Below are 25,268 nucleotides of genomic sequence, written 5' to 3'. Positions count from 1 at the left end.
ATAATAATTCATGTGTTAAAATTCACTTTGTTGAATAAAAATCCAATTATTTAAAAAGAGGAACAACTATTATAGGGGGCACACAACAATGAAAAAAACATATTTATTCATTACCATGGTTTTTGCATTAGTCATGATGGCTGCTTGCAGCAATGCCAATAATCAAGGGGCAAACCAACAGAAAGTTTTAAAGATGGGCACATCTGCTGATTTTGCACCATTCGAATCAACCGATCCTTCAGGTAAAATTATTGGCTTTGATGTCGATTTGGCAAATGCTATTGCAAAAAAATTAGGATACAAACTTGAAATCACAGATATGAAATTTGATGGATTAATTGGAGCATTACAAACAAAACGTGTCGATGTCGTTCTTGCCGGGATGTCTGCTACAGAGAAGCGTAAACAAAACGTAGATTTCTCTACAGAGTATAATCGTTCTGGTGAAATGTTTATTACGTTAAAGGGTGCTAATATTAAATCAATCGCTGATCTTAAAGGAAATACAGTAGGTGTCCAGCTTGGAACAATCCAGGAAGAAGGAGCCAAAAAGCTTCAGGGAACAATGAAATTTGATATTAAGGCAGAGGATAATGCACAAACCTTAATACAAGACCTATTATCAAAACGAATTCAAGTGGCTTATATGGATAAGTCAGTAGCTACAGGCTATATCAAAAAACAAAACTTAGCAGGATTTGATGACCCAACAAGCAGTTCACCAGGAATGGCCGTTGCTTTTCCTAAAGGAAGCAAATTAGTCAATGATGTGAATAAGGTTCTAAAAGATATGGAACAAAACGGACAAATGAAAGCATTAAAAGATAAGTGGTTAAAAAATCAATAAAATATTGAAATGAGGTGTAAGGCATGAATTTGGATTTTAGCCAAATCGTGCCTTATATCCCTTATATCTTACAAGGGATATGGGTTACGCTTAAATTTGTAATTGTATCGATTATTTTTGGTTTTACACTTGGGACCATTTTAGCTCTGTGTAAAATTTCTCATATAAAAGTGTTAAACGTCATTGGAGATGTCTATACCTCGATTTTCCGCGGGACGCCATTGATTTTGCAATTAATGATTATTTATTTTGCGATTCCACAATTAACAGGCTATGATATTTCTCCATTTCTTTCGTCTATTTTAGCTTTTGGACTCAATTCTGCTGCATATGTTTCCGAGATTATTCGAGCCGGAATTCAAGCGGTGGACAAGGGGCAGACAGAAGCGGCACAAGCGCTTGGTGTTCCTTACCGGATGATGATGAAGGATTTGATTCTGCCGCAGGCATTAAAAAATATTTTACCGGCGCTTATGAATGAATTTGTCACCCTGACAAAGGAATCCGCCCTCGTCTCGACGATTGGTTATTTAGATTTGATGCGCAGGGCCCAGGTGGTTGGTGCAGATATCTATCGTAATTTTGAACCTTTGATTTTTGTCGGCGTCATTTATTGGGTATTGGTTTTTATCTTAACTCTGGCTGGCAAACAGGTTGAGAGGAGGTTGAAATACAGTGATTAAAGTAGAAAACCTCTTTAAAAAGTTTGGTGAAAATGAGGTATTAAAAAATATTTCAACCCAGATTGATAAGGGAGAAGTGGTTGCGATTATTGGGCCATCCGGGTCTGGTAAGTCTACACTTCTTCGGTGCATGAATTTGCTTGAAACCCCAACGAAAGGAACTGTACTGGTCAATAATCAAGATATTACGGATCCTAAAACGAATATTATGAAAGTCCGCGAGCAAATCGGTATGGTGTTTCAGCACTTTCACTTATTCCCGCATATGACGGTTTTAGAAAACCTGACATATGCGCCGATGAAGGTTAAGGGTGAGTCGCGTGAGCTCGCCGAAAAGAAAGCGCGGGACTTATTAGCCAGAGTGGGGTTAACGGAAAAAGAAACGGCTTTTCCCAATAATCTTTCGGGCGGACAGAAGCAGCGTGTTGCGATTGCCCGTGCCCTGGCGATGGAGCCGGAGTTGATGCTATTTGATGAACCGACATCGGCACTTGACCCGGAAATGGTCAAGGAAGTTCTGAACGTTATGAAAGACCTGGCCCAGTCCGGCATGACCATGGCCATCGTCACACACGAAATGGGCTTTGCCCGAGAAGTAGCCGACCGCATCCTCTTCCTTGAAGGCGGCCAGCTCCTTGAAGAAGGCACCCCAACAGAATTTTTCAACAACCCAAAAACAAGCAGAGCAAAAGACTTTTTGGAAAAAGTTTTATAAGTGGCCATAAATGGTAAAAACATTTTTAATAATCTGGAATTTCAATACGAAAAACCTAAAAAAACTCCTTAAGCTAACGTGTGCTTAAGGAGTTTTTTTTATAATGTGATTTGAAATCGATTCCTTCTAGTAGGATCGTGTTGTAAGAATTCAAGGGATTAAATGTGCTTCAGATAGTGAGCCTTCTTTGTTCAGGCCATTCTATAGGCCTAAATTATCAACTATTTATAAAATCACTGAATTTATATTTTTAAAATAGCAGAAAATTTAAAAAAGACAAGATTTTGTCAAATAGTTGACAGACTATACGGCTTCATTTTTTTATCATAAGACTAATAAAACAAAATGGTTTATTTTACAATGGATAAAAGTGAATACATTCCATTTTGTTTACTGATCACACCTTTTTCTTGTAACCCATTCATTACATACGACACGCTTACACGCGAGGAACCTACTACGTAAGCGAGTTCTTGATGGGTGAATGGAATGGTAATGGTCAGCCCTTTAGCTGTTTTTATACCGTAAGACGACGCCAATTGATGAAGCATCGAAAGTACACGCTGCTCCACATCCGAAAAACTCATAAGTTTCGTCTGAAGAAGTAGAGCCGATTGTTTTTGGCTTAACGAACGCAGCATCCTTAAGGAAAGTTTTGGATCGTTTAGGATGACATCACAAAATGCGTTTTTCGGAATTCGAAGCAAACGAACATTCGACGAAGTGGACGCACTAAACTCACAATTTTCATCTGTCCATACGGTTGATTCACAAAGTAAGTGACCAGAGCCAACAATATACAAATGGCGCTCAGCCCCTGTTGGTGACAACAAAAATACGCGAACGCGTCCTTCAAGCACCAAATACACGTATGGTTGCATCATATCCTGTTGAAACAAAAGGGTTTCGCGTGGAAAAGTCAATTCGGTACCGTGCTCGGAAAAAAGTAAGGAGGTCCAATCGCCTCGTTCGAGCCATAACGATTGGGTCATTTGTTCACCTCGTATCTGTATTAAACAAAATGTAAACGCTTATAAAATGACAAAAGGATGATGACACATGATTCACCCATTTCAAGACAAACGAACACTGTTTCCTACAATAGGAGAAACGATTCATTTATCGAGTTGTTCTCAAAGTGCGATCTCAATTCCCGTCAAGGAAGGGATTGATTCGTACCTGACGAGCTGGACCGAAAACGGGATGGACTGGGACGGCTGGATGACGAAAGTATATGAAGCAAAAGTTGCATTTGCCAACCTGATTAATGCATCACCTGATGAAATTGCTGTGTTGTCCAGTGTATCCGATGCCGCTTCTTCCTTTGCTGGTTCCCTTGATTTTTCAGAGAAGCGCAAAAAGGTAGTGACAACAGACATTGATTTTCCATGTATCGGTCATGTCTGGCTTTCACAAGCACACCGAGGTGCAAAGGTTACATTTGTACCAGAAAGTAACCATATGATTTCGCTCGAACAATACGAACAAGCAATTGATGATGCAACCCTTGTCACATCAATCCCGCATGTTTCTTATTATAACGGGTTCATTCAAGATGTGAAAGCCGTTTCGGAGATTGCACATGCAAATGGATCCCTTCTGTTTGTTGATGCTTATCAGTCTGCTGGGAGTGTGCCAATTGATGTAAAAGAAATGGGCATAGACGCTCTTGCAACGGGCGCCCAAAAGTATTTACTTGGTATTCCAGGGATTTCGTTTCTTTATGTAAAAAAGGAGTTAGCTGAAGTACTAGAACCAAAAACTACTGGTTGGTTCAGCCGGGTGAATCCGTTTGCGTTCAATCATAAATTGCTTGATTATGCAGAAGGCACAAGTCGCTTCGACACAGGTACCCCAATGATGATTAATGCGTATGCCGCCCATGCCGGGATTATGCTTTTAAACGAAATCGGGGTAGGCCAGATTAGAAGCTATTTAATGAAATTATCGACAGTTGCCATCGAAACAGCGAAAAAACTTGATTTATCAATTGCGAGCCCTCTTGATGTGAATATAAAAGGGAGTAATACCGCAATACGCGTCGAAAACGCTTCGCAACTTGAACAATTCTTAAAAACAAAACGCATTGTAGTCTCTGCAAGAAATGATGTCTTACGTGTTGCCCCACATTTTTATAATACAGATGAAGAAGTCGAACGGGCAATTGAGGAAATCTATCATGCGATTCGACATCACTAGAAACAGTTACATAGGAAAAGCACTTGTAATCGTGTTTGGAACGATGCTTGTTGCGTCATCTTATTATCTGTTTCAGCAACCAAACGGCATCGTCGCACCTGGTCTTGGCGGAATTGCCATGATTCTTGCCAAATGGTTACCGTTTTCTCTCGGACTCATTTATTTTGTGCTAAACATCCCTCTCTTTTTAATTGGGTACAGAGCTGTCGGACTATTATTTGCCCTTCTTAGTTTAGTAGGGATGAGTAGTTTGTCTCTTTGTTTAAGTCTTTTTAACCACATACCTGGTGTTCACTTCCCCCTTCTTGGCTGCATTCTGAGCGGCATCCTCTCAGGAATCGGGATTGGAATGGTGATTGCTGCAGGTGGAACAACCGGCGGATTGGATATTGTGAGTGTTGTCATCAGCCGGATTTCACCACGATTTACTATTGGCAAAACCATGATTGTGGTGAATGGTCTTGTTTTATTATTTTCATTACTGAGTAATGGGGTCGAGCAGGCGATTTTCACCTTTGTCAGTATGTTTCTTGCCGGCAAGAGTGTGGATGTGACGCTCTCCTATACAAAACAATTTGTGAAGGGTGGGGGACTAATTGGCTAATGAAAAAGTATTAAATCGTGAAGAAGGATTAAGTCGTTCTCTAACAAGTGGACAGCTAACCATGATTGGGATTGGCGGGGCTATTGGAACTGGGCTCTTTATGGGAAGCGGGATTGCAATTGGCTACGCGGGACCTGGCGTCCTATTAAGCTATATCGTTGCTGCATTTATCGCCATCATTATGATGTTTAGTTTATCTGAAATGGCCGTTGTTCATCCAACAGCTGGTTCATTTGGAACGTATGCTGAAATGTATTTAAGCCCATGGGCCGGCTTTTTAATTCGGTATACTTACTGGGCAGCACAAGTGATTGCAATCGGTGGAGAAGCGGTAGCCGTTGGACTATACATGCAGTACTGGTTCCCAAGTATTCCTGTCTGGCTTTGGACACTTGGTTTCGGGATTGTGATTGTATATTTGAATACTCGTTCCGTTAAAAATTTTGGACAACTTGAGTACTGGTTTGCGATGATCAAAGTCATTGCAATTGTCCTATTCATTATTTTGGGTTTATCAATGGTGTTCGGAATTGGTCATTCACATGCTGTCGGTTTTCACCACTATACTGATCAGAAAGGTTTCATGCCAAATGGATTCCACGGAGTTTGGATGGCGGTTCTTATGGCAATCTTCTCATTTTACGGCGTAGAAATTGTGGCTGTCACTGCTGGCGAATCAAAAGATCCTCAAAAATCCGTTCCAAAAGCAATGAAAACGATGGTTTTACGTTTGTTCTTATTCTATATTTTATCCCTTGCCATCATTGTTGCCGTTGTTCCTTGGACACAAGCTGGTGCTCACGAAGTATCGGGTTCACCATTTGTGAAAATCTTTGAAGGGTCAGGCATTCATTATGCAGCGGGCATTATGAATTTTGTTGTTCTAACGGCGGCGTTATCAAGTATGAATGCTAACCTATATTTAACGTCACGGATGCTGTTTTCATTATCAAGGGGAAACTATGCACCGAAATCATTTGGCAAGTTATCAAAAAATGGTACCCCCGTTGTTGGGATCTTAATCTCTAGTGTCGGAGTATTAATTGCAACAATTTGTTCAATGTACTACCCAGATACATTTAACAAATTATTTGGGATTGCTATTTTTGGCGGGATACTCGTATGGTTAATGATTTTAATTAGTCACTTACGTTTCAGACAAACAGTCCATCTTCATTTTAAAGGACCGTTACCGGTTAAAGCACCAATGTTCCCGGTATTTCAATGGGTTGGAATTCTATTACTAAGTGGTATTCTCATTACGATGTTGTTTTATCCTGAATGGGTAGATGCATGGAAAATCGGTGTTCCATGGGTTGTTCTTGTGACAATCGGATACTTTATCCAAAAAAGTCGAGTGCAATCAAAAGAAAAAAGCGAAAGCCTAATTATGAAGCAAAGAACGCCTTAAATGGCATTTTCAGACTCAAGACAAATCCAAAGAAAAAACGGATTTGTCTTGAGTTTTTACGATTAGTCGGGAAGAGCCATAGGCTTAAATCTATCGAAATAAAAACTTTTTGCTTATTAAAAAGATATTTTGCCACTATCTATTAGTGATTTTTCATAATTAATTTGTCCTTCTAATAAATTACATTATATATTCATCCATTGTTTAGGATCCCTGAACTATACTTAATAAAAGGAAAGATGGTGGGGAGATGGGGAAAAGGCATGAGGGTCCTGACAGGAAATCGGATTTAAATGTCATCTATATCGTCCTAGATGATGTGGGCTATTCTGCGTTAGGTTGCTATGGCTCTGAGATTGAAACACCGAATATTGACTCATTAGCTGAAAATGGCCTCCGTTACAATAACTTTAATGTCACTCCATTGTGCTCACCTACTCGCGCCTGTCTCTTGACTGGCCGCAACTGCCACTCGGTAGGCGTGGGGATGATAACGGAAATTGATTGGGGCCCGGAATACCCTAATAAACGAGGGCGAATATCAGAGTCAGCGGCCACGCTTGCAGAGGTCCTGCAACGGAATGGGATGGCTACCTATATGGTTGGAAAGTGGCACCTCGTACCAGGTCATGAAGCCGCTTCAAGCGGGCCCTTTGAAAACTGGCCGCTTTCAAAAGGCTTTGACCGATTTTACGGCTTTTTATTAGCAATGACGGACCAGTATGCGCCTGATTTGGTCTATGATAATCATCGTGTTCCCAAGTCTGATCATCCGAATTACCATTTATCCGAGGACCTTGTGGATAAAACACTTGAGTTTTTGACCGATCATCTCTCCGTCACGCCGGACCGCCGCTTCTTTCTGTACCTGGCCTTCGGGGCCACTCATGAGCCCCATCAAGTACCAGCGGAATTAATCGATAAATATGAAGGGGTATACGATAAAGGCTGGGATCAGATTAGGGAAGAGCGGTTCAAACGGCAAAAGGAAATGGGAGTCATCCCACCGGACACGAAACTTGTTGAACGAAATCCGGGGATTAAGCCGTGGGACGAATTGACAAGGAAAGAAAAAATATTGTTTAGTCAATTTCAACAGACATATGCCGGCTTTCTGACCCATACAGATCAGCAAATTGGCAGACTGCTCGGTTTTTTAACATCCAAAAACCTCCTTGAAAATTCGATCATCGTGTTGCTTTCTGATAACGGAGGCAGTCAGGAAGGAGGCTGGAACGGCTCTATTAATGAGACTGCCTATTTCAATGGGATCTGGGAAAGCGTAAATGAAATGTTTCATCATATCAATGAAATCGGCGGCCCTAACGTAAGTGCCAATTATCCAAAAGGCTGGGCGCAAGCCGCCAACACCCCTTTTAAATATTATAAGCAAAATACCTTTTATGGCGGCACGCATGTCCCCCTCATCATTCACTGTCCTCCGAGTATTCCTGACCGCGGCTCCATTCGTTCCCAATTTTATCACGCGATTGATATTACTCCGACCATCCTGGACCTTCTCAACATGGAGGCGCCAACAATTTTTGAGGGTGTTCAGCAGATGCCGCTTCATGGTGTCAGTATGCTGGAAACCTTTTATGAGCCGAATGCTCCATCAAAAAGACAAACACAATATTTTGAAATGCTGGGAAACCGGGCGATTTGGCAGGATGGATGGGTGGCGGTTACCAATCATCAAACAGGGGTTCCTTTTGATCAGGATCAATGGGAGTTATATCATGTAAACGAAGATTTTTCGCAAAAGTTTAATCTGGCAGAGAAATATCCTAGAAAGTTAGAAGAGCTTCAAGCCTTATGGTGGGAGGAAGCAGTAAAATATGGTGTTCTTCCGCTGGATGACCAGCCCTTTAGAAAGGGGTATGAAGGCCTGCAGGAAGGAAGAACAACGTTTATCTTTTATCCCGGAATGGCTCATTTGCCATCAATGGCTGCTCCCAAAATCAACCTGTCTTCTTACTCGATCACCATTCGCATCTTTCGTTCCAACCGTACTGCAGAAGGGGTATTAATTGCCCATGGAAATCATTCAAGCGGGTATACCTTATATATAAAAGATAACCTCCTATTCTATGAATATAATTATGTTGGCACCATTTATAAAATCCAATCTTCCACGGAAGTACCGACTGGTTATTCCACGATTCGATTTCATTTTGCACGAAAAATGTTGATTCAAGGAACAGGCAAGCTTTCGATTAATGGCCAGCTGGTTGGAACCGTTTATATGCCGCGGACATTACCCTTTATTCTTTCTTTTGAGGGATTGGATATTGGCCGGGATCGACTAACCCCCGTCAGCGCTAACTACCCTCTGCCTGAATTTCCGTTTAGCGGGCAAATTGAAAAAGCGGTTATTGAAATTTATGAAGAACCGATTTTTAAAAGGGATTCCATTCGCATATCGATTAATGGAACGACGCTTTATCTTTAAAGGAGGGACGAATTTGGGTAAGTTCAGCCCATTCCACCTGCTGGCAAAGCCAACGGGCCCCATCTGTAATCTTGATTGCCAATACTGCTTTTACACAAAAAAGGAAGAGGATTATCCAAAAAATCATTCTTTTCATATGACGGATGAAATTTTGGAAATGTATATTCAGCAATATATCGCCTCCCAGGATACAGAGGAAATTATCTTTGCCTGGCAGGGTGGCGAGCCGACCTTAATGGGGGTGGATTTCTTTCGCAAAGCCGTATCACTGCAAAAAAAATACGCAGACGGGAAACAAATCAGAAACACGCTACAAACCAACGGTACACTTTTAAATGACCGATGGTGTGAATTCCTGGCAAACCATCATTTTTTAGTAGGAATCAGCTTGGACGGACCTGAGTCGATCCATGATCAGTATCGGGTGGACCGCGGGGGAAAGCCAACATTTGAATCCGTGATGAGAGGGCTCTCCCTGTTAAAGAAGCATCAGGTTGAATTTAATGTCCTTGCCTGTGTCACAAGGGATTCTGCTTATCACTCCCTTGAAATCTATCATTTTTTTAAAAAACAAGGCATCGAATTTATTCAATTTATCCCTATTGTAGAACAGAATAAGGGGCAGGTATCCCCCTGGACCGTGGAGCCCGACATGTATGGCGTATTCCTCATTCAAATTTTTAATGAGTGGGTGCGGCACGATATCGGCTCTGTTTTTGTCATGAATTTTGAATGGGCGTTAGCCGCTTGGGCAGGAATCCCGTCTCCAATCTGCATTTTTTCAGAAGAGTGCGGTCGGGCCATGGTGATGGAACACAATGGCGACCTGTTTTCCTGCGATCATTACGTTTATCCTGAATATCGATTAGGGAATATTAAAGACGGCTTGGCGAACATGGCAAACCTGCCATTCCAGCAGGCCTTTGGAAAGGAGAAGCGGGAATCGCTTCACTCGGATTGCCGAAATTGCGAGGTTCGCTTTGCCTGTCATGGTGAATGCCCGAAAAATAGATTTGTCGTTTTGAATCCAAATGAACCAGGAATAAATTACTTATGTGCCTCCTATAAAAAATATTTTCGGCACATTGCTCCTTACATGAAAGTGATGAAGGAGCTACTAGAAGCAGGCTTACCGGCTTCTTTCATTAAAGAAATTTTATGATCTTTCTATCAAACCATGCTCTTTTAACGATTCGACCAGCATCGCTTTTGGTTGAAAACCGGTAATCCGTTTTACAAGCTCTCCATTTTGAAAAAGCAACAGGGTCGGTATTCCCAGTACTTGAAACTCGCTGATAAAATCCTCATTATCATCGGCATTCACTTTTACAATTTTCATATCATATTCCAAATCGATTTCCTCCAACACGATGCCAATCATTCTGCAAGGGGGACACCACGGGGCCCAGCAATCGATCAGCACGGAATCGCTCGTTTGGATTTCCTTCAGAATTTCTTGCCCCTCAGCATGCAAAATACTCATGAAACTTCCTCACCTTTCCTTTGTTGTTGATTGTAGTATATGTTGAGTGATAACATAAGTAAAATTAATACTTTTAATGGTATCTATAAGTAAAAACTAATGTGAGGTATACCATGACACTGTTTCAATTAGAAGTATTCCTAAAGGTAGTGGAAACGAAAAGTTTTACGAAAGCCGGAGAGCAAATCGGTCTCTCGCAATCAGCCGTCAGTCAAGCCGTCGCCGCATTGGAATCCGAGTTAAATATCAAATTATTAAACCGGCACAAGAAGGGAGTAAGTTTAACAGAAATCGGCGAACGCATTACCAGTCTGATTCGAGACTTAATCATGATTAAAACAAAAATCATCAATGAAGCAACCGGAATCACGGAACTTGAAACGGGGACGATCAGAATCGGAAGTATTTCTGGCATGTCAGCTAAACTATTGCCAGGAATGATCAGTTCCTTTAAAAAACGATTTCCCGGGGTTGAAGTTATTCTCTATGAAGGTAATTATGAAGAGGTGCAAAATTGGATTAAATTGTCGGTTGTGGATGTTGGCGTGGTCACCGAGGAAAAGCATGAATTTGAATTTATTCCCTTGCTGCAGGATAAAATGGTTGTTTTTGTACCGGAGCATCACCCATTGAGTCATCAAGCAACGATACAATTAAAGGAAATCGCCAGCGAGCCTTTCATCATGCCAAAAGAATGTAATCGTGTCCTGCGAGCCATCTTTAAGGAGCAAAGGATATCTCCAAACATCCAGTTTGAAGTCAGTGACATAGCCACTATCATTGCGATGGTTCAAGAAGGAGTGGGAAATACGATCCTCCCGGAGTTGGCGATCCCCTCAACATTATCTAAAGTCACTGCATCATACTTATGTCCGCAAATGTACCAAAATTTAGGTCTTGAGATCCATTCAACAGAATACATGAATCCCGCATTAAAGGCTTTTATTCAAGAGGCACAAGAGTTCACAAAAAATTTATCATTAAAATTATATAATAGCTATCACTCTGTTATTGTGAAAAAAGGATAAACAATCTGCCCCGTTTAATTAATCGTTTATTATAAAGTAAGGCTTGCCTCAGACCATTACCTGAGTAAGCCTTTTTTTATGCGGATTTCCGTTGACAGTGTCTAGTCAATTCAGGAAATTTTGAAATATCTTTTGGATGGTAATTAAAATATCAAATGAACAATATTACTGTTTAATTCAGTCCCTCCGGACTAGATAAGCCCTCTGAATGAGTTTATTCGGGCCTATTATACTATTTTTACACTATTAATATTATTAAACTCTGAATTTATAATTTTTAAAAAAATATAGCATTGTATTTCAATTATATTTATGATATTTTATTAATGTAATTTACGCAAACGTTTGCTCTAAGGAAATTAAAATGTAATAGTTAAAAATCGGAAATAATCCAACAAATATCATTCAATTATGGTTTGGTAACTGAGAGTCAAAAATTAATTTTATTAATAATGTATGGTATATTATGCAAGCGATTGCTTTACCATCAATTATTTTATTTAAGTATTAATTTATTTTTGGTACAAAAAATAAATTAATATATTTTAAGTTTGTTTTGAAAACGTTTACTAATATGTGTAATTAAAAGGAGGAAAATCATGAAACTTTGGTCGAAAGTGGTATCTGGAGTGGTTTCTGCTGGTTTGATAGGAGGCATGTTGGCGGGTTGCGGTAACAGTAATTCAGTTTCGAAAGACGGTGCTGGTAATACGAGCGGTAAAATCACTAGTGGACAAACCTTAACCATATGGTCATGGGATGGAAAGCCGAAAATCGATGTCTTAAAAAAGACAGCTGAAGAATGGGCTAAAAAACATGGCGATACTGTTAAAGTTGTCGATCAGTCCGGAAACTCAAATGGTTTCCAGTTCTTTGCCACATCGGCTAGAACAGGCAAAGGTCCTGATTTGGTTTTCGGTATGCCGCATGATAACAATGGTCAGTTTGCTCAACAAGGATTGATAGAACCTGTACCGAGCAATGTGATCAACTCAAGCGATTATAACCAAACGGTACTCGATGCCGTAACGGTCAATGGTAAAGTTTACTCCATGCCAGTTTCTGTTGAAACAACGGCCTTATACTATAACACCGATAAAATCAAAACAGCTCCAAAAACTTGGGACGAGTTTGTCCAAGATGCGAATCAAAGCGGTTTTGGATTTGAAGTGACCAATCTGTACTACGATTTCGCTTTCCTAGGCGGACTTGGTGGCTATGTGTTTAAAAATAACAGTGGAACCCTTGATCCAAAGGATATTGGTTTAGCGAACGACGGAGCCGTACAAGCATTTAATCTTTTCCATGATATGAATGCTAAATATCATTGGATGACAGCCGATGTAACCGATGCGATTGCCAAAGCTCAGTTTACTTCCGGTAAAATTGGAATGTATATTAGTGGTCCTTGGAACGTTCCTGATATCAAAAAATCAGGTATCCATTATGCGATTGCACCACTTCCAACGTTATCAAACGGACAAGCAGCCACTCCTTTTATGGGTGTAAAGACTGCATTTGTTAATGCACGCAGCCCACAAAATCTGCGTTCAGCTGAATGGAGCTTACTGCAAGCCGTTACAAACGCGTCAACACAAGAGCAGCTGTTCAATGCAAGTCAAGCCATCCCAGCCACCCTGAAAGTTCAAAATGAAACAGCAGTTCAAAATGATCCAAATAGCAAGCCTTTTGCAGATCAAGTAAAAACGGCTGTGCCAATGCCGAATATTCCTCAAATGCAAGCCGTATGGGGTGCACAAAGTGTAATTAAAAATATTGTTAGCGGCAAGGTGTCTCCAAACACAGGTGCTAAGGATTTTGTTAAAAACATTCAAAAAGGGATCCAGGTTCAAGGTTCTTAAAATCCAATGAAAACAAGAGAAGGTGACAATCCGTTACCTTCTCCCTTGGTTACATAGAAAACACAATTTACGCAAACGAATCCTCCTTATTATAGGAACCTTTTTATTAAAAAATTTTTTATTAGCATTTAAACACCTCAGATACTGTTTGTCACATCTCATCACCTCAGAAATGCTAAATTAATCTTCTCTACTTTTCCAGAAATCAGACACCATTTATAGACAAAATACGAAGATTTTTATCTCGAGTCAGGGTAGGTCCATCTATTAAATTTTTAAAAATAACGGATTTTAATAAAAGAATAGAAGGTGAGTTATAAAATGTCGTTCATTTGTTTGAAATATAATCGATATTTCAATCTTCTTATAGTTGCTATTTTGTTCTTAACAATTTGTATAGGGTCGTTTCCTGCCAGTAGAACTTTAGCGGATTCTACTTCGACTAAAGTTATTGTTCATTATCATCGTTTTGATTCCAACTATACGAATTGGGACGTCTGGATGTGGCCTTATCAGCCTGTTAATGGTAATGGAGCAGCTTACCAATTCACTGGTACAAATGATGATTTTGGCGCTGTTGCAGATACGCAAGTGCCTGGAGATAATACACAAGTTGGTTTGATTGTTCGTAAAAATGATTGGAGCGAGAAAAATACACCAAACGATCTCCATATTGACCTTGCAAAAGGCCATGAAGTATGGATTGTACAAGGGGATCCAACTATTTATTACAATCTGAGCGATGCACAGGCTGCCGCAATACCATCTGTTTCAAATGCCTATCTTGATGATGAAAAAACAGTACTAGCAAAGCTAAGTATGCCGATGACGCTGGCGGATGCTGCAAGCGGCTTTACGGTTATAGATAAAACCACAGGTGAAAAAATCCCTGTCACCTCTGCTGTATCCGCAAATCCGGTAACTGCCGTTCTTGTTGGAGATTTACAACAGGCTTTGGGAGCAGCGAATAATTGGTCACCAGATGATGATCACACACTGCTAAAAAAGATAAATCCAAACCTTTACCAATTATCGGGGACACTTCCAGCTGGTACATACCAATATAAGATAGCCTTGGACCATTCTTGGAATACCTCCTATCCAGGTAACAATGTAAGTCTTACTGTTCCTCAGGGAGGGGAAAAGGTTACCTTTACCTATATTCCATCTACCAACCAGGTATTCGATAGCGTCAATCATCCTAACCAAGCATTCCCTACATCCTCAGCAGGGGTCCAGACAAATTTAGTCCAATTGACTTTAGCGAGTGCACCGGATGTCACCCATAATTTAGATGTAGCAGCAGACGGTTACAAAGCGCACAATATTTTACCAAGGAATGTTTTAAATCTGCCGCGGTATGATTATAGTGGAAATGATTTGGGTAATGTTTATTCAAAGGATGCAACATCCTTCCGGGTATGGGCTCCAACAGCTTCGAATGTCCAGTTGCTTTTATACAATAGTGAGAAAGGTTCAATAACTAAACAGCTTGAAATGCAAAAGAGTGATAACGGTACATGGAAACTTCAGGTTTCTGGTAATCTTGAAAACTGGTATTATCTATATCAAGTCACAGTGAATGGGACAACACAAACGGCAGTTGATCCATATGCGCGTGCTATTTCTGTCAATGCAACACGCGGTATGATTGTGGACCTAAAAGCTACCGATCCTGCAGGGTGGCAGGGAGATCATGAACAGACACCTGCGAATCCAGTAGATGAAGTGATTTATGAAGCGCATGTACGCGATTTTTCGATTGATGCTAATTCAGGTATGAAAAATAAAGGGAAGTATTTAGCGTTTACAGAGCATGGAACAAAAGGACCGGATCATGTAAAGACAGGTATTGATAGTTTGAAGGAATTGGGCATCACCACTGTTCAATTGCAACCTGTTGAGGAGTTTAACAGTATTGATGAGACCCAGCCTGATACGTATAACTGGGGCTACGATCCAAGGAACTATAACGTACCAGAGGGAGCTTATGCCACAACTCCAGAAGGAACAGCGCGTATAACAGAATTAAAGCAATTAATTCAAAGCCTTCATCAGCAGCGGATTGGTGTCAATATGGATGTTGTTTATAACCATACCTTTGATGTGATGGTTTCTGATTTTGATAAAATTGTCCCGCAATATTATTATCGTACCGATAGTAATGGCAATTATACGAACGGATCAGGTTGCGGCAATGAATTCGCGACTGAGCATCCAATGGCACAAAAGTTTGTGCTTGATTCAGTTAATTATTGGGTAAATGAGTACCACGTGGATGGCTTCCGTTTTGACTTAATGGCTCTTTTAGGAAAAGACACGATGGCAAAAATATCAAACGAGCTGCATGCCATTAATCCTGGTATTGTTTTATATGGAGAACCATGGACTGGCGGCACATCGGGATTATCTAGCGACCAGCTTGTAACGAAGGGTCAACAAAAGGGATTAGGAATTGGCGTTTTCAACGATAATATACGTAATGGGCTCGATGGGAACGTGTTTGATAAAACGGCACAAGGCTTTGCAACAGGAGATCCAAACCAGGTGGATGTCATTAAAAATGGAGTAATCGGTAGTATTCAAGATTTTACTTCAGCACCTAGCGAAACGATTAACTATGTTACAAGCCATGATAACATGACGCTTTGGGATAAAATTTTAGCAAGTAATCCAAGTGACACTGAGGCTGACCGAATTAAAATGGATGAATTGGCACATGCCGTAGTATTCACTTCACAAGGTGTACCATTTATGCAAGGTGGAGAAGAAATGCTGCGGACAAAAGGCGGAAATGATAACAGTTATAACGCTGGAGATAGTGTGAATCAGTTCGACTGGTCAAGAAAGGCGCAATTTAAGGATGTTTTTGACTACTTTTCTAGTATGATTCATCTTCGTAATCAGCACCCGGCATTCAGGATGACGACAGCGGATCAAATTAAACAGAATCTTACATTCTTAGAAAGCCCAACAAACACGGTAGCTTTCGAGTTAAAGAATTATGCAAACCATGATACATGGAAAAATATAATTGTCATGTATAACCCAAATAAGACTTCCCAAACCCTTAATCTACCAAGTGGAGATTGGACCATTGTAGGATTGGGAGATCAAATAGGTGAGAAATCATTAGGGCATGTAATGGGTAATGTTCAAGTACCGGCTATAAGTACGCTTATTCTCAAACAATAAACCTCTTAAAATGTTAAAGATTAAAACGTTTAAAAGAAATAATTAGAAATACGTAAAAAATGTAGATCCATTTACATGAAGTATTATGTAGATGGATTTTTTTATCAATTCCCCCTATTAATTTTATACGAAAGGGATCCTGGAAGTACTAATATTCTTTAGTCACGATAAATATTAGTAAACTTTGAATAAACTAAAGTTTACTGAGTATTAAAAATTAATCGTTGTATTTCAATTTTATTTATGATATTTTAAATATATAGTTTTATGCAAACGTTTGCTTTAAGTTATTGATAGAAAAATAGTATAATTCAATGTGATTTGAAACGATTGTTTAAATGGTAATTTTGTTAATAAATTAATATTTTTATGCAAGCGATTGCTTTGAATGGAATTCTTTCAATTATTCTTCACGTTCATTTTGGCCCATTAGGTTTAGAAGTAAATGCTTGAAGTAGCAAAGATATAAAAAATGGTAACGAATACACTAACAAAAAAACAGTATTGTAAACGGTTGCTTATTGAAATTCTTGCTAAATTATATTTTCAGGGGGAAAGAATATGAAACTTTGGTCAAAAGTAGTATCTGGTGTTGTGTCTGTCGGTATGGTAGGTGGCATGTTGGCAGGTTGCGGTAACAGTAATTCAGTTTCGAAAGACGGTGCTGGTAATACGAGCGGTAAAATCACTAGTGGACAAACCTTAACCATATGGTCATGGGATGGAAAGCCGAAAATCGATGTCTTAAAAAAGACTGCTGAAGAATGGGCTAAAAAACATGGCGATACTGTTAAAGTTGTCGATCAGTCCGGAAACTCAAATGGTTTCCAGTTCTTTGCCACATCAGCTAGAACAGGCAAAGGTCCTGATTTGGTTTTCGGTATGCCGCATGATAACAATGGTCAGTTTGCTCAACAAGGATTGATAGAACCTGTACCGAGCAATGTGATCAACTCAAGCGATTATAACCAAACGGTACTCGATGCCGTAACGGTCAATGGTAAAGTTTACTCCATGCCAGTTTCTGTTGAAACAACGGCCTTATACTATAACACCGATAAAATCAAAACAGCTCCAAAAACTTGGGACGAGTTTGTCCAAGATGCGAATCAAAGCGGTTTTGGATTTGAAGTGACCAATCTGTACTACGATTTCGCTTTCCTAGGCGGACTTGGTGGCTATGTGTTTAAAAATAACAGCGGAACCCTTGATCCAAAGGATATTGGTTTAGCGAACGACGGAGCCGTACAAGCATTTAATCTTTTCCATGATATGGATGCTAAATATCATTGGATGACAGCCGATGTGACCGATGCGATTGCCAAAGCTCAGTTTACTTCCGGCAAAATTGGAATGTATATTAGTGGTCCTTGGAACGTTCCTGATATCAAAAAATCAGGTATCCATTATGCGATTGCACCACTTCCAACGTTATCAAACGGACAAGCAGCCACTCCTTTTATGGGTGTAAAGACTGCTTTTGTCAATGCACGCAGCCCACAAAATCTGCGTTCAGCTGAATGGAGCTTACTGCAAGCCGTTACAAACGCGTCAACACAAGAGCAGCTGTTCAATGCGAGTCAAGCCATCCCAGCCACTCTGAAAGTTCAAAATGAAACAGCCGTTCAAAATGATCCAAATAGCAAGCCTTTTGCTGATCAAGTAAAAACGGCTGTTCCAATGCCGAATATCCCTCAAATGCAAGCCGTATGGGGTGCACAAAGTGTAATTAAAAATATTGTTAGCGGCAAGGTGTCTCCAAACACAGGTGCTAAGGATTTTGTTAAAAACATTCAAAAAGGGATCCAGGTTCAAGGTTCTTAAAATCCAATGAAAACAGGAGAAGGTGACAATCCGTTACCTTCTCCCTTCCTTAATATAAAGGTGGGATTAACATGGAAAGTACAGTTAACACGAATAACCATATAAAGTCAAAACTAAAAGGCAAAAAACGGAAAAAAACAGATTGGTCAGCATATGGGTTTTTATCTCCTGCTATCATCTCTATTTCCGTATTAAGTATTGCTCCGATTCTATACACGATGTACATTGCTTTTACTAATTTCAACTCTTCGCATTTTCTTGACTTTCAATGGGTCGGCTTGAAAAACTTCGAGGAGATTTTAAATCCTAATAATCCTCTATCCACTCTTTTTATTCCGACTTTTATCTGGAGTATCGTATTTGCAGTTGTCTCAACTCTTCTTAATTATTTGGTGGGATTAACCTTAGCGGTAATCCTTAATAACAAAAATATGAAGGAGTCAGCGATTTATAGGTCCATTTTAATCATCCCTTGGGCGGTTCCTGCACTTATTAGTTTGCTTGCATGGCAGGGCCTTTTAAATGAGTCTTATGGACAAATTAATACACTTTTGCATTCGATAGGACTTCCTCGTATTCCATGGCTAAATGACCCGACATGGGCAAGGATTTCCATCATTATGGTGAACTTATGGGCAGGCTTCCCTTACATGATGACAGTTTGTTTAGGAGGATTACAGGCGATTCCAACTGAATTGTATGAGGCAAGTGCAATCGATGGTGCTGGATGGTTACAACAATTTCGAAAAATTACGATGCCAACTATTTGGAAAATCAGCCTTCCACTTATTATCCCGAGCTTTGCATTCAACTTTAATAACTTTAATGCAGTCTACTTGTTGACACAGGGGAACCCTGCTCGGTCTGATAATCAGTTTGTTGGTTATACCGATAACTTAGCATCTGCAGCTTATAAGATGACCTTGCAATTTAACCGGTTTGATTTGTCGGCGACGATTTCTATCATTTTATTTATATTCGTGGGTGTCCTTACATTAATCCAAATGAAGTATACCCGTGCTTTTGAGGAGGATAACTAATGAAAGTGCAACGTAAGAAATTAAAACCGGGTGAAGGTGTTGTTCTTTGGATTTCTCGTTTGGTTATTTGGTGTGTTATTTTGCTCACGATCATTCCTTTGCTTTTTGTTGTTACAGCTTCTTTTAATTCATCAAATACGTATTTCTCAGCATCACTAATTCCGACACATCCATCATTAGCCAACTATACTAAGCTTTTTCAAGATGGACAATTTCTTATCTGGGTGAAAAATAGCATGATCGTTGGTTTGAGTGTCGCTATTGGTCAAGTTTTCTTTACAGCGACCTCCGCTTTTGCCTTTTCAAGATTACGCTTTTTTGGTCGGAAATATGGATTAATGACTCTTTTGATTTTGCAAATGTTTCCAAACTTCTTGGCGATCGCCGCAATTTATGGAGTTTTATCCCAGTTCGGAATGATTGATAATATTTCCTCTTATATTCTTGTCATGCTTGGGGGAAGTGCTTATAATATTTGGCTTCTAAAAAATTATTTTGATACGGTTCCGAAAGAACTGGATGAATCAGCCATCATTGATGGTGCAAATACTTGGCAAAGATTTATTAAAATCCTGCTTCCATTATCGATGCCGATGTTGGTTGTCATCTTCCTATTCACGTTAATGGGCGCATTTGGTGAGTACGTTTTAGCAGGGACGATTATTCAATCGCCTGAAAATTATACTTTAGGTGTAGGTATGTATCAGATGATCAGTGGGAAATTTGCGCAAAGCTGGGGAGAATTCGCTGCGGCAGCGTTACTATCTGCATTGCCTTTAACCATATTGTTCGGATTGCTACAAAAATACATTGCTTCCGGGTTGGTTGCTGGTTCCGTCAAAGGATAATAAACGGCGTACTGAAACGATTTGTAAAAATAAAATCTGTTTACATGAAGTACTGTGTTTACGGATATTAATCGAGTGAGGAATCATACAAAATGAGTAAAAAATGGTGGAAAGAAAGTGTCGCCTATCAAGTGTATCCAAGAAGTTTTATGGATTCCAACGGTGATGGTATTGGAGATTTAAAAGGTGTAACCTCCAAGTTAGATTATCTTAAAGATTTAGGCATTGATGTCATTTGGATTTGCCCAATGTACAAATCGCCAAATGATGATAATGGTTATGATATTTCGGACTATCAGGATATTATGGATGAATTTGGGACAATGGCAGATTTTGATGAGCTTCTTGAAGAAGTTCATAAACGGGATATGAAATTGATCCTGGACTTAGTTATCAACCATACTAGTGATGAACATCCATGGTTTCTTGAGTCAAGATCATCGAAGGACAATCCAAAACGAGATTGGTATATTTGGAGAGATGGAAAAAATGGCAAGGAACCAAACAATTGGGAATCCATTTTTAGTGGTTCTGCTTGGAAATATGATAAAGAAACAGATCAATATTTCATGCATATTTTCTCTACCCGTCAGCCAGATTTGAATTGGGAAAATCCTGACGTAAGAGATTCTTTACAATCCATGGTAAATTGGTGGCTGGAAAAAGGGATTGATGGTTTCCGTGTTGATGCCATTTCTCATATCAAAAAAGAACCTGGAATGCCGGATATGCCTAATTCTGAAGGTTTAGATTATGTTCCTTGCTTTGACTACATGATGAATGTGGAGGGCATTGATGATTTTCTTACCGAATTTTCGCAAAAAACCTTTAAAAAATATGACATTATGACTGTTGGAGAAGCAAATGGTGTAGGGCTTGATGATGCGGATAAGTGGGTTGGTGAAGAAAACGGCTATTTTGATATGATTTTCCAATTTGAATTTTTAGGTCTTTGGGATAAGGATTCAAGAAGAGTCAACGTACCTGCTTTAAAGAAGGTTTTAACCAAATGGCAAACCGGATTGGAAGGAAGAGGCTGGAACGCATTATTTATTGAAAACCATGACCAGCCGAGGAGAGTTTCAAGCTGGGGAAATGACCGTAAATATTGGAAAGAAAGCGCGAAAATGCTTGGGACTATGTATTTCCTCATGAAGGGAACTCCATTTATCTATCAAGGTCAGGAAATTGGCATGACAAATGTTAAATTTCCATCGATTAATGATTACAATGATGTAGGCATGATTAATTACTATCATATTGAAACAGCAAAAGGACGTTCACACGAAGAAATTATGGACGTAATTTGGAACCAAGGCCGTGACAATTCCCGGACTCCAATGCAATGGGATTCATCGAACATGGGAGGGTTTACAAAAGCAAATCATACTTGGTTTGGTGTGAATCCAAACTATACTGAAATCAATGTAGAATCTCAAATAAATGATCCTGATTCCATTTATCACTTTTATAAAAAAATGATTCGCTTAAGAAAAGACAATCCTGTTTTTGTTTATGGTAAATACGAATTGTTATTAGCCAATCATCCAAAATTATTTGTTTATTTACGTCAGTTGGGCAGCAAAAGAGCCATTGTTATTAATAACTTTAGTGAAAAACCTACAAGATTTAGAGTCCCAGGAAAAGTATCGTATTCTACATCAGAACTTATTCTTAACAATTATGATACAGCGGGACCAAAATTACGGAAGGAGTTTACACTAAAGCCTTATGAAACAAGAGTATATTTATTGAAATAAAAAAGGGGCAATGCCCCTTTTTTATTATGATGATTTGGATTAATTAGAACTAAGAGTAATTAATTCTTTACAAGACTGCCGTTTTACAATTTTATATGGGACGATAATATTTTTAGGTAAAAGATTTGGAGATTCGATCTTTTCTACTAAACTTAGCGCAGATTCATATCCTAATTGAAAAATCCGAACATCTACTGAGGTTAATGGGGGATTGGAAATTTCAGAAAAAATAACATTATTAAAGCTAACAACGGATATATCATCTGGCACAGTGTATCCTTTTTCAGATAATGCACTTAGAACCCCAAGAGTCATAAGGTCATCTGTTACAACAATAGCTGTTGGCGGGTGATTGAGTAAAAGGAGCTGATCAACCGCTTCTTTTCCGCCCTCTTGTAAAAATTCCATATGACAAATATATTCGTCGGGAATATCCAAGCCGGCAATTTTAAGGGCATCTTTAAAACCAGATAACCGTTCTTTTGTCACCATTAAATTGGGATTTCCTCCGATAAAAGCTATATGTGTATGTCCGAGACTTATAAGATATTCTGTTACATCTTTTCCAGCCGAATAGTTGTCGTTGTCTATATACGTGATATCCTCGCCTGATTGTTGAGGTTTTCCGATTAAAACAAAAGGAAATTTTTGCTCAATTAAATATTGCATGACCTTATCATTAATTCTGGAGTAGAGAAGGACAATGCCGTCGACCCGTCTCCCCTGTACCATTTTGACAACACCATTGTAAATTTCCTCTTCGGTTTCTCCAGTTAACATGTATAAGGAGTATTCTCTAGTATGAATAAAAGAACTAATACCACGAATAACCTCTGGGAAAAAAGGATTTTGGAATGTCTTACTTGCAGAGCCAGGCATGACAATTCCAATTGCATTTGTCATTTGATTGATTAAACTTCTGGCGTTTAAATTCGGAATGTATCCTAGATCATCTATTGCTTTTTGGACTCGTTTTTTTGTTTTATCACTAATAGTAGAATTATTTGCTAGAACACGTGATACTGTAGATGGGGCGACATTCGCCAATTTTGCAACGTCCTTTATGGTAACAGTCATTTTATGCATCCTTTCATCATTATTGCTCACTAATAATCTTTTCATATATTCAATAAATATTTGTTTTTAATTGAATTTTTTATTTACAAGGAAGCGCAAACGTTTGCAATCCTTATTATTATAAAACTTTAGTACCGCTTTTATCAACTTTAATTTGATTAAATTTATTACTTATTTGTTTATATTTGGTGTTTTTTAATCGGCGTAACTCTCTTATTTTGAAGCGATTACTATTTGGAAATCCCTACATACCTTGTTCATATCCACTTTAAAAAGTACCTATATTAATATTATAATGATAAAAGTATATTTAGCTAGAAGAAAAAATATAACAATTCAAAATTTGCTTTCAATAACATTGACTTTAGTAGTTTTAAATACTACCATTAAATAAGAAATGCAAACGTTTGCTTAATTAAAATAGGATAAGGAGAACTATTAATTATGTTGAAAGAAGCAATTTATCACAGGCCCAAAAATAATTTTGCTTATGCTTATGATAACAAAACCTTACATTTGCGTTTACGGACAAAGCGTAATGATGTGGAAAAAGTATATGTAGTCTCTGGCGATCCATACTCATGGGAGAAAACGCAAGAAGACAACTGGTGTTGGAAACCATCGGAAAAGGCAGAGATGATAAAAAAAGGCAGCACTGATTTATTTGATTACTGGGAAGTTGCCATTCAGCCAAAAACTAGACGATTAAAATATGGATTTGAATTATTGGCTGGTGAAAATAAGCTGATCTATACGGAGAAAGGATTTTTAGAAGAAGCTCCTCTAGATGATAACTCCAGCTACTTCACCTTCCCATTTCTTAATGAAGAGGACGTTTTTCAAATTCCTGCATGGGTGAAGGATACGGTGTGGTACCAAATTTTCCCGGAACGCTTTGCGAATGGGAATCCACTAAATAATCCTGATGGGACATTACCTTGGGGAAGTACGGAACCTACTCCAACCAATTTCTTTGGGGGCGATTTTGAGGGTGTGATTCAACACCTTGATTATTTAGTGGAATTAGGGATTTCAGGAATCTACTTCACTCCTATTTTTAAAGCTCATTCCAACCATAAATATGACACCATCGATTACATGGAGCTCGACCCGCAGTTTGGTGATAAAGAAACATTTAAACGTCTTGTCCAAGTCTGTCATGAAAAGGGAATCAAAGTAATGCTTGACGCCGTTTTTAATCATAGTGGTTTTTACTTCCCTCCCTTTCAAGATGTTCTTGCGAATGGGGAAAAATCCAAATATAAAGATTGGTTTTATATTCACGATTTCCCTGTACAAACAAAGCCAAAACCGAATTATGATACATTTGCGTTCACACACGCAATGCCAAAATTAAATACTGGGCATCCAGATGTTAGAGCCTACTTGTTAGAAGTAGGACGCTACTGGGTGAAGGAATTTGATATTGATGGCTGGCGTTTAGACGTAGCAAATGAAGTATCCCATGACTTTTGGCGGGAATTTAGGAAAGAAGTAAAAGCGATCAAGCCGGATCTCTATATATTAGGTGAAATTTGGCATGATGCCATGCCTTGGTTACAAGGGGATCAATTCGATGCCGTCATGAATTATCCATATACGAACGCTGCCATTCAATTTTTCGCTAAAGGGAAAATAGCTGCAGAAGAATTTGTGAATAAAACAACGGAAGCCCTCCTGATGTATCCAGAAAATGTAACAGATGTGGCATTCAATTTACTGGGAAGTCATGATACACCCAGAATTTTAACGGAATGTAACGAAAATAAACAGAAGATGAAACAGCTGTTTTCATTTTTGCTTTCTTCACCAGGATCGCCATGTATTTATTATGGAGACGAAATTGGAATGACAGGTGAAATGGACCCAGGATGCCGTAAGTGTATGATTTGGGATGAGGAAGAACAAGATCAAGATTTACGTAATTTCGTCTCTCAATTAATCCGATTGCGCAAAGAAAATTTGGCATTTGGAAACAATGGAACACTCCAATTTCTTTCCGCCGATAATGAGACAAATCATGTCATCTATACGAAAACCTATCAGGATCTTAACATAGTATTTATTTACAATAATTCCGATAGGACAATCACGGTAGCTCCACTACTTAACCTAAAGGGCAAAAAAGTAACAAATTTACTGTCAGATGATGAGTTTATTCCGAAAAAAGATAAGCTGGATGTTGTTTTGCCTCCATATGGAATGAGTATCTTATCATTTAACTAGTTTAGATTGACTAC

General features: G+C 39.0%; 19 protein-coding genes. 16 read left to right on the top strand and 3 right to left on the bottom strand.

Features of this window, described 5'->3' with window-relative positions; translation table 11 throughout:
- Positions 1-88: 88 nt before the first annotated feature.
- From ACZ5XR_RS24340 to ACZ5XR_RS24330, 3 genes are read left to right on the top strand one after another with little or no spacing between them, the layout of a single operon-like run.
- Positions 89-847, top strand: a complete 759-nt coding sequence (locus ACZ5XR_RS24340) for an ABC transporter substrate-binding protein (protein ID WP_464499052.1) — start codon at positions 89-91, stop codon at positions 845-847.
- Positions 848-870: 23 nt separating this feature from the next.
- Positions 871-1,530: an amino acid ABC transporter permease gene (locus ACZ5XR_RS24335; RefSeq protein WP_464499051.1), complete on the top strand. Its 660-nt coding sequence runs from the start codon at positions 871-873 to the stop codon at positions 1,528-1,530.
- Positions 1,523-2,245 (top strand): amino acid ABC transporter ATP-binding protein, encoded by a 723-nt coding sequence (locus ACZ5XR_RS24330; RefSeq protein WP_464499050.1) that lies wholly within the window; start codon positions 1,523-1,525, stop codon positions 2,243-2,245. The genes ACZ5XR_RS24335 and ACZ5XR_RS24330 overlap by 8 nt, the downstream gene beginning before the upstream one ends.
- A 350-nt stretch (positions 2,246-2,595) precedes the next feature.
- Here ACZ5XR_RS24330 and ACZ5XR_RS24325 read toward each other — a convergent pair whose 3' ends face one another.
- Positions 2,596-3,237 (bottom strand): Crp/Fnr family transcriptional regulator, encoded by a 642-nt coding sequence (locus ACZ5XR_RS24325; RefSeq protein ID WP_464499049.1) that lies wholly within the window; start codon positions 3,235-3,237, stop codon positions 2,596-2,598.
- A gap of 67 nt (positions 3,238-3,304) precedes the next feature.
- Here ACZ5XR_RS24325 and ACZ5XR_RS24320 point away from each other — a divergent pair, with 67 nt between their 5' ends.
- The 5 genes from ACZ5XR_RS24320 to ACZ5XR_RS24300 all read left to right on the top strand — a co-directional run bounded on the left by ACZ5XR_RS24320 (position 3,305) and on the right by ACZ5XR_RS24300 (position 10,073).
- Complete coding sequence (locus ACZ5XR_RS24320; RefSeq protein ID WP_464499048.1) at positions 3,305-4,444, top strand: aminotransferase class V-fold PLP-dependent enzyme; 1,140 nt, start codon at positions 3,305-3,307, stop codon at positions 4,442-4,444.
- A complete protein-coding gene (locus ACZ5XR_RS24315; RefSeq protein WP_464499047.1) occupies positions 4,425-5,048 on the top strand; it encodes a YitT family protein in 624 nt (207 codons plus the stop codon). Before ACZ5XR_RS24320 ends, ACZ5XR_RS24315 begins: the two co-directional genes overlap by 20 nt.
- Complete coding sequence (locus ACZ5XR_RS24310; protein WP_464499046.1) at positions 5,041-6,459, top strand: amino acid permease; 1,419 nt, start codon at positions 5,041-5,043, stop codon at positions 6,457-6,459. The genes ACZ5XR_RS24315 and ACZ5XR_RS24310 overlap by 8 nt, the downstream gene beginning before the upstream one ends.
- Positions 6,460-6,709: 250 nt before the next feature.
- Entirely contained in the window at positions 6,710-8,911 is a 2,202-nt protein-coding gene (locus ACZ5XR_RS24305) for an arylsulfatase (RefSeq protein ID WP_464499045.1), read from the top strand.
- Positions 8,912-8,924: 13 nt separating this feature from the next.
- Positions 8,925-10,073 (top strand): anaerobic sulfatase maturase, encoded by a 1,149-nt coding sequence (locus tag ACZ5XR_RS24300; RefSeq protein WP_464499044.1) that lies wholly within the window; start codon positions 8,925-8,927, stop codon positions 10,071-10,073.
- Here ACZ5XR_RS24300 and ACZ5XR_RS24295 read toward each other — a convergent pair.
- Positions 10,068-10,394, bottom strand: coding sequence for a thioredoxin family protein (locus tag ACZ5XR_RS24295; protein ID WP_464499043.1), 327 nt, complete (start codon positions 10,392-10,394; stop codon positions 10,068-10,070). The two genes, ACZ5XR_RS24300 and ACZ5XR_RS24295, sit on opposite strands and share 6 nt — an antisense overlap.
- A 113-nt stretch (positions 10,395-10,507) precedes the next feature.
- Between ACZ5XR_RS24295 and ACZ5XR_RS24290 the strand changes: the two genes are divergently transcribed.
- The 7 genes from ACZ5XR_RS24290 (at position 10,508) to ACZ5XR_RS24260 (ending at position 21,951) form a co-directional block, all read left to right on the top strand.
- The gene (locus tag ACZ5XR_RS24290) at positions 10,508-11,422 is read left to right on the top strand and encodes a LysR family transcriptional regulator (protein ID WP_464499042.1); all 915 of its coding nucleotides are present in this window, start codon (positions 10,508-10,510) and stop codon (positions 11,420-11,422) included.
- 599 nt (positions 11,423-12,021) lie between these two features.
- Positions 12,022-13,284: a sugar ABC transporter substrate-binding protein gene (locus ACZ5XR_RS24285; protein ID WP_464499041.1), complete on the top strand. Its 1,263-nt coding sequence runs from the start codon at positions 12,022-12,024 to the stop codon at positions 13,282-13,284.
- Between the two features lie 321 nt (positions 13,285-13,605).
- The gene (gene pulA, locus ACZ5XR_RS24280; protein WP_464499040.1) at positions 13,606-16,479 is read left to right on the top strand and encodes a type I pullulanase; all 2,874 of its coding nucleotides are present in this window, start codon (positions 13,606-13,608) and stop codon (positions 16,477-16,479) included.
- A gap of 561 nt (positions 16,480-17,040) precedes the next feature.
- Positions 17,041-18,303 (top strand): sugar ABC transporter substrate-binding protein, encoded by a 1,263-nt coding sequence (locus ACZ5XR_RS24275; protein ID WP_464499039.1) that lies wholly within the window; start codon positions 17,041-17,043, stop codon positions 18,301-18,303.
- A gap of 71 nt (positions 18,304-18,374) precedes the next feature.
- Positions 18,375-19,343, top strand: coding sequence for a carbohydrate ABC transporter permease (locus ACZ5XR_RS24270; protein ID WP_464499038.1), 969 nt, complete (start codon positions 18,375-18,377; stop codon positions 19,341-19,343).
- Entirely contained in the window at positions 19,343-20,191 is an 849-nt protein-coding gene (locus ACZ5XR_RS24265; protein WP_464499037.1) for a sugar ABC transporter permease, read from the top strand. The genes ACZ5XR_RS24270 and ACZ5XR_RS24265 overlap by 1 nt, the downstream gene beginning before the upstream one ends.
- A gap of 92 nt (positions 20,192-20,283) precedes the next feature.
- Entirely contained in the window at positions 20,284-21,951 is a 1,668-nt protein-coding gene (locus ACZ5XR_RS24260) for a glycoside hydrolase family 13 protein (RefSeq protein WP_464499036.1), read from the top strand.
- Between the two features lie 39 nt (positions 21,952-21,990).
- On the opposite strand, the gene ACZ5XR_RS24255 is transcribed toward ACZ5XR_RS24260, so the two are convergent.
- Entirely contained in the window at positions 21,991-23,028 is a 1,038-nt protein-coding gene (locus tag ACZ5XR_RS24255) for a LacI family DNA-binding transcriptional regulator (RefSeq protein WP_464499035.1), read from the bottom strand.
- A gap of 444 nt (positions 23,029-23,472) precedes the next feature.
- Between ACZ5XR_RS24255 and ACZ5XR_RS24250 the strand changes: the two genes are divergently transcribed.
- Positions 23,473-25,254 carry an alpha-glycosidase gene (locus tag ACZ5XR_RS24250; RefSeq protein ID WP_464499034.1) on the top strand — a complete coding sequence of 594 codons (1,782 nt, stop codon included), beginning with the start codon at positions 23,473-23,475 and terminating at the stop codon, positions 25,252-25,254.
- The last annotated feature ends 14 nt before the right edge of the window (positions 25,255-25,268 follow it).

This window comes from Neobacillus sp. Fa239, assembly GCF_055395235.1.
The sequence above is the reverse complement of the archived record's forward strand: the minus strand, read 5'-3'. Positions and strand labels throughout refer to the sequence as shown.

Bases quoted from the DNA above. Each gene is read 5' to 3' on its own strand.
- ACZ5XR_RS24340 (WP_464499052.1), top strand. From the start codon at position 89: ATGAAAAAAACATATTTATTCATTACCATGGTTTTTGCATTAGTCATG.
- ACZ5XR_RS24335 (WP_464499051.1), top strand. From the start codon at position 871: ATGAATTTGGATTTTAGCCAAATCGTGCCTTATATCCCTTATATCTTA.
- ACZ5XR_RS24325 (WP_464499049.1), bottom strand. From the start codon at position 3,237: ATGACCCAATCGTTATGGCTCGAACGAGGCGATTGGACCTCCTTACTT.
- ACZ5XR_RS24320 (WP_464499048.1), top strand. From the start codon at position 3,305: ATGATTCACCCATTTCAAGACAAACGAACACTGTTTCCTACAATAGGA.
- ACZ5XR_RS24315 (WP_464499047.1), top strand. From the start codon at position 4,425: ATGCGATTCGACATCACTAGAAACAGTTACATAGGAAAAGCACTTGTA.
- ACZ5XR_RS24305 (WP_464499045.1), top strand. From the start codon at position 6,710: ATGGGGAAAAGGCATGAGGGTCCTGACAGGAAATCGGATTTAAATGTC.
- ACZ5XR_RS24295 (WP_464499043.1), bottom strand. From the start codon at position 10,394: ATGAGTATTTTGCATGCTGAGGGGCAAGAAATTCTGAAGGAAATCCAA.
- ACZ5XR_RS24290 (WP_464499042.1), top strand. From the start codon at position 10,508: ATGACACTGTTTCAATTAGAAGTATTCCTAAAGGTAGTGGAAACGAAA.
- ACZ5XR_RS24285 (WP_464499041.1), top strand. From the start codon at position 12,022: ATGAAACTTTGGTCGAAAGTGGTATCTGGAGTGGTTTCTGCTGGTTTG.
- pulA (WP_464499040.1), top strand. From the start codon at position 13,606: ATGTCGTTCATTTGTTTGAAATATAATCGATATTTCAATCTTCTTATA.
- ACZ5XR_RS24275 (WP_464499039.1), top strand. From the start codon at position 17,041: ATGAAACTTTGGTCAAAAGTAGTATCTGGTGTTGTGTCTGTCGGTATG.
- ACZ5XR_RS24270 (WP_464499038.1), top strand. From the start codon at position 18,375: ATGGAAAGTACAGTTAACACGAATAACCATATAAAGTCAAAACTAAAA.
- ACZ5XR_RS24265 (WP_464499037.1), top strand. From the start codon at position 19,343: ATGAAAGTGCAACGTAAGAAATTAAAACCGGGTGAAGGTGTTGTTCTT.
- ACZ5XR_RS24260 (WP_464499036.1), top strand. From the start codon at position 20,284: ATGAGTAAAAAATGGTGGAAAGAAAGTGTCGCCTATCAAGTGTATCCA.
- ACZ5XR_RS24255 (WP_464499035.1), bottom strand. From the start codon at position 23,028: ATGACTGTTACCATAAAGGACGTTGCAAAATTGGCGAATGTCGCCCCA.
- ACZ5XR_RS24250 (WP_464499034.1), top strand. From the start codon at position 23,473: ATGTTGAAAGAAGCAATTTATCACAGGCCCAAAAATAATTTTGCTTAT.